The sequence below is a fragment of the Phormidium sp. CCY1219 genome, assembly GCF_055795085.1.
In genome coordinates this window covers 1-5,795 of sequence record NZ_JAYFEQ010000764.1, presented here as the reverse complement: position 1 = coordinate 5,795, position 5,795 = coordinate 1, and the positions used below count along the sequence as shown (strand labels likewise).

3 protein-coding genes are annotated in these 5,795 nt (G+C 52.6%); all 3 read left to right on the top strand.

Annotated elements, in window-relative coordinates:
* Window positions 1–313: 313 nt before the first annotated feature.
* Complete coding sequence (gene carB, locus AC0QH1_RS23310; RefSeq protein ID WP_324633768.1) at window positions 314–3,616, top strand: carbamoyl-phosphate synthase large subunit; 3,303 nt, start codon at window positions 314–316, stop codon at window positions 3,614–3,616.
* Window positions 3,617–3,945: 329 nt separating this feature from the next.
* On the top strand, window positions 3,946–4,077 hold the full coding sequence (locus tag AC0QH1_RS23305; RefSeq protein ID WP_324633767.1) for a hypothetical protein: 132 nt from the start codon (window positions 3,946–3,948) through the stop codon (window positions 4,075–4,077).
* A 178-nt stretch (window positions 4,078–4,255) separates the two neighbouring features.
* Window positions 4,256–5,212: an RNA polymerase sigma factor, RpoD/SigA family gene (locus tag AC0QH1_RS23300; protein ID WP_324633766.1), complete on the top strand. Its 957-nt coding sequence runs from the start codon at window positions 4,256–4,258 to the stop codon at window positions 5,210–5,212.
* Window positions 5,213–5,795 lie beyond the last annotated feature (583 nt).

The window sequence follows — 5,795 nt, the reverse complement described above, 5'->3', positions numbered from 1 at the left end:
CTCCATTTCCCCTGGCTCTCATCCCGACGCTCACCAAGCACGGGTAGAGCGCGGGGCTTCCCGCCGAGAAGCTAAACCCGCCCCCGGGGAATGCAAGTCATCAAATCTTGTTAAAATTCCATTAACCCAGCGATCCGGGGTGGGGAGAAAACCCTTACAATAATCTCGATTCAGCAATCAGCCGAGAGGCCAGCGATCGCAGCTTTCGCCCCCGAGACAGAGCAGCCCTCTGGACGGAGAGCGAGACTAGAGCGGCGATCGCCTGCCCCGTAGGGATTGCCAACTAACAACTGACAATAGAACAGTTCAGCCTATGCCCCGTCGCAACGACCTGCACAAAATTCTCCTCATTGGTTCTGGCCCAATTATAATTGGCCAAGCGTGCGAATTTGATTATTCAGGCACCCAGGCATGTAAAGCCTTGCGAGAAGAAGGGTACGAAGTGGTGCTAGTCAACTCGAACCCCGCCACGATTATGACGGACCCAGAAACCGCCGATCGCACCTACATCGAACCATTAATTCCCGAAGTCCTGGAAAAAGTAATTGCCAAAGAACGACCCGACGCCTTACTCCCGACAATGGGAGGGCAAACCGGGTTAAACCTGGCCGTCACCCTATCCAAAAACGGCGTATTAGACAAATATGGCGTAGATCTCATCGGGGCCAAACTCGGGGCGATCGAAAAAGCCGAAGACCGGCAAAGATTCAAAGACGCCATGACCAAGATTGGCTTAAAAAGCTGTCCCTCGGGAATTGCCGAAACCCTAGAACAAGCCAAAGCCGTCGCCAGTCAAATTGGCAACTACCCCTTAATCATTCGACCCGCCTACACCCTAGGCGGAACCGGAGGCGGGATTGCCTACAACCAGCAAGAATTTGAAGAAATGGCCGTCGCCGGGTTAGAAGCCTCCCCCGTGTCGCAAATTCTCATCGAGAAATCCCTCTTAGGCTGGAAAGAGTACGAGCTCGAAGTGATGCGGGACTTAGCCGACAACGTAGTGATTATCTGCTCCATCGAGAACATCGATCCGATGGGCGTTCACACCGGAGACTCGATCACCGTCGCCCCGGCCCAGACCCTAACCGACAAAGAGTATCAGAGATTGCGCGATGCCTCGATTAAGATTATTCGAGAAATTGGCGTAGAGACCGGCGGATCGAACATTCAGTTTGCCATCGATCCCACCAATGGGGATGTCATCGTCATCGAGATGAACCCCCGGGTATCGCGGTCTTCTGCCCTCGCCTCCAAAGCCACCGGATTTCCGATCGCCAAATTTGCCGCCAAATTAGCCGTGGGCTACACCCTCGACGAAATCTCCAACGACATCACCAAAGAAACCCCAGCCAGCTTTGAGCCGACCCTGGACTATGTAGTGACCAAAGCGCCCCGGTTTGCCTTCGAGAAATTTTCCGGCAGCAAACCCCTACTCACCACCCAGATGAAATCCGTGGGCGAAGCGATGGCGATCGGGCGGACCTTCCAGGAATCCTTGCAAAAAGCCCTGCGATCGCTCGAAACCGGACGAAGCGGTTGGGGATGCGACACCCAAGAAGTCATCCCCTCCCTGGAGCAAATTCGCGCCGGCTTACGCACCCCGCATCCCGAGCGAATTTTCACCGTGCGACATGCCATGCTAATGGGCATGACTGTAGAAGAAATCTACGAACTCACCGGCATCGACCCTTGGTTCTTGGATAAGATGCAAGACCTGCTCGAAACCGAAAAACTCCTGAAGCGGACTCCCCTCAAGGAGTTGACAAAAGAGCAAATGTATGCAATCAAGCAGCAAGGGTATAGCGATCGCCAGATTGCCTTCGCCACCAAGACCACGGAAAGCGAAGTTCACGCCTACCGCGTCTCCTTGGGCGTCAAGCCGGTGTACAAATTAGTAGATACTTGTGCCGCCGAATTTGAAGCCTATACTCCTTATTATTATTCCACCTACGAAGAAGAATCGGAAGTCAAAATTTCCGACCGACGCAAGGTGATGATTTTAGGCGGCGGTCCGAACCGGATCGGCCAAGGTATCGAATTTGACTACTGCTGCTGTCACGCCTCCTACTCCCTGCGGGATGAAGGATTCGAGACGATTATGGTCAACTCCAACCCAGAAACCGTCTCCACCGACTACGACACCAGCGATCGCCTTTACTTCGAGCCACTCACCAAAGAAGATGTACTCAACATCATCGAAGCGGAAAATCCCGAAGGCATCATCATCCAGTTTGGCGGACAGACCCCGCTGAAACTGGCCTTACCCTTGCAAAAAGCCCTGGATTCCGACGCCCTCGATCGCGTATTGGACAAATCGATTAAGTCTCAGATTTGGGGAACCTCCCCCGATTCCATCGACATCGCCGAAGACCGAGAGCGCTTTGAGCAAATCCTGTGGGACTTGCAAATCGAGCAACCGCCGAATGGAATTGCCCGCAGCTACGAAGATGCCCTGCGGATTTCGCAAAAAATTGGCTATCCGGTGGTGGTGCGTCCCTCCTACGTGTTAGGCGGACGGGCAATGGAAATCGTCTATTCCGATAAGGAATTGGAACGGTACATGACCTTTGCGGTGCAGGTGGAACCAGACCACCCGATTTTGATCGATAAGTTTTTGGAAAACGCGATCGAAGTGGATGTGGATGCGATCGCCGACTCCAGCGGCGAGGTGGTCATCGGCGGTATTATGGAACACATCGAACAAGCTGGTATTCACTCCGGGGACTCTGCTTGTTCGATTCCCTACATCTCCTTGCAACCCGCCGCCCTCAAGACGATTCGCGAATGGACTGTCAAACTCGCCAAAACCCTGAATGTGGTGGGATTGATGAACATTCAGTATGCGGTGCAAGGGGAACAGGTTTACATTTTGGAAGCCAATCCCCGCGCTTCCCGGACTGTTCCCTTCGTGTCGAAAGCGATCGGCGTGCCTTTGGCAAAAATGGCCTCCCTGGTGATGGCGGGAAATACCTTAGCCTCCCTTGGGTTTACCGAGGAGAAGATTCCCCAGCATATTGCGGTTAAGGAAGTGGTGTTACCGTTTAATAAATTCCCCGGTAGCGATACCTTGCTCGGACCGGAAATGCGCTCCACTGGCGAGGTGATGGGAATTGATACCGATTTCGGACGCGCCTTTGCTAAAGCGGAGTTAGGGGCCGGGGTGAATCTTTCCCTGAATGGCACGGTGTTTGTCTCGATGAACGATCGCGACAAATCCCTGGTGGTGCCGGTGGTGAAAGAGTTAAAAGAGTTGGGCTTTAAGATTGTCGCCACCTCGGGCACCCGCAAAGTCCTGCGAGAACAAGGTCTGACTGATGTGGATCTGGTGTACAAACTGCACGAAGGCCGTCCTCACGTGGTAGACTGGATCAAAAACGAGCAGATTCAGTTTATTATCAATACGCCCACTGGAGAAGAGTCGCAAACCGACGCCCGCTTGATTCGTCGCATGGCGTTGGATTACAAACTGCCGATTATCACCACGATTTCTGGGGCGAAGGCAACTGCCGCCGCTATCCGCGCCCTGAAAGGCGAACCCCTGGAGGTGAAAGCTGTTCAGGATTATATCGCCGATGAAGATGCGGCGCGGGTGAAAACCGACACGATTGCCAACTGAGAATTTAGAGATTGCCAATTCAATTTCTGAGTTTTTGATTAAGTTTGGGGTGAGCCTGCGCTCACCCATTTTTTATCGCCAACTTTTATTTACTGAGTTAACAATCGACAATCTATAATCCTATTTTGGGAATTTTGCCCCAAAAGAGGCGATTTTCCCTCCCAATTGTTTTCCACGATGCTTTTATAAACTCCAATCCTGGGTAATCTTGAGCTAAGCCTACACCGGAAGTTGGAGATAAGCGATCGCAAAACTTGTCCGGGGGCCTGGACATTTCTTTAAGAAATGTTACAATTTTTAACATAGCATTGTTGGACTTAAGAAAACTTATGACAACCATAACCTTGATACTCGGAACAATTTGCCTCGCCTGGATGTGGGCACGACTGCGCGATCGCCAGGCCCAGCCGAACTACCAACCCCTGTTGGTGCCGGTGCGGGTGAAATCGCGTCAGAAATAGTCGATTCACGTTCCTAACCCGGGATGGGGATCCGGCATTCCCATCCTCAGGGGTTACATTGGGTTTGGCAGCCAGATCCACAAATGCCCCGAGTGGCTAGCGCTCCATCGGGTCGATTCAGAGAAAGCGCCAAGCATACAAGCCACAAGTATCGTTACCTATTCACGGAAGAAGCGCCATGAAGACTGCTCAGACTTCAACAGATTTAGTCCGCACTTACCTGCGAGAAATTGGCCGGGTTCCCCTGCTGACCCACGAGCAGGAGATCGTATTGGGTAAGCAAGTACAGCATTTAACCCGCTTGGAAGAGGTGAAAAAGACCCTCGCCGAAACATTAGGTCATGCGCCGACCCACGCACAATGGGCGCAATCAGCCAACTTGTCTGAAGCACAGCTACAACGCGCGATCGCGGAAGGTGAAATGGCAAAGCGCAAAATGGTAGAAGCCAACTTGCGCTTAGTCGTATCGGTTGCGAAGAAGTATATCAAGCGCAATGTTGATTTGCTCGACTTGATTCAAGAAGGAACCATTGGAATGCAGCGCGGGGTAGAAAAATTCGACCCTACCAAAGGCTATCGCTTTTCCACTTATGCTTATTGGTGGATTCGTCAGGCGATTACCCGAGCGATCGCCGAAAAAGGTCGCACCATTCGCCTCCCGATTCACATTACCGAGAAGCTTAACAAAATCAAAAAAGCCTCCCGCGAGCTATCACAAAAACTGGGCCATACCCCTTCGATTACTGAGTTAGCCAAGGAACTGGACTTAACGCCCAAGCAAATTCGCGAATATCTCGAAAGAGCGCGTCTTCCGCTCTCGTTGGATTTGCGCGTTGGCGACAACCAAGATACAGAACTCAGTGAGTTGCTCGAAGATACCGGCCCTTCACCAGAAGATTATGCCACTCAAGCGGCGATGCGCGCGGATTTGGAACGGCTGATGTCCGAATTGACTCCCCAACAGCGTGACGTGATTGCTTTGCGCTTTGGATTGGATGACGGACATCCCTTAACTCTGTCTAAAATTGGCGATCGCCTGCAAATCAGTCGCGAACGGGTTCGCCAAATCGAGCGCGAAGCTCTCGCTAAACTCCGCAAGCGCAAAGGAGATATGAGCGAATACGTCGCCAGTTAGCGACACCCTACCCCTATCGTTTAGCACCTTCGCCTCCCATCCCCGGGAGGCATTTTTATGCCCCCAAATCCCCCCCCGCACGATAAGCGAGTGAACCTCTCCCATCAACGGTACTCCCCCAGTTTAGCTGTGGGATTGCAGACGGGAGTCGCCCCAGGAACCTGGGAACCCCCCCAGAAACGAAACGCGGCGGGGGGATTAGCCGTTATCGCAGTTGGAAACCGCGATATAATTGGAGAGAGAAAAGGGCGATCGCGCTTCTGTGTGCAGGGTCTCCTATACCAACTGCGGGTCAGGAAAAGAAACCGTGAAGGGCGTGGGGTTCCCCTATAGTCTCTGGGAAGATACAATAATTTGCTGGGGGCATCACGCCGGGGTGAGGAGCGGGTGAAGACCCGAGGGTGAGGTGGTAGAGACGCTTTGAAATTGCGTCTCTAGGGGAAACCCATTCCCAGCATCCGCTAGGAATGGGTCAAATCTGCGATCGGATTAAACGTCAACTTCTACGGTCGCGCATACGCGCAGCTTGGACGACCCAACGTCTAACTAAGAGTTGGCGCTTACCATGCAGCCAAAAACGATA

Excerpts from the sequence above, each read along its gene's own strand:
- AC0QH1_RS23305 (WP_324633767.1), top strand. The coding sequence starts at position 3,946 with ATGACAACCATAACCTTGATACTCGGAACAATTTGCCTCGCCTGGATG.
- AC0QH1_RS23300 (WP_324633766.1), top strand. The coding sequence starts at position 4,256 with ATGAAGACTGCTCAGACTTCAACAGATTTAGTCCGCACTTACCTGCGA.
- carB (WP_324633768.1), top strand. The coding sequence starts at position 314 with ATGCCCCGTCGCAACGACCTGCACAAAATTCTCCTCATTGGTTCTGGC.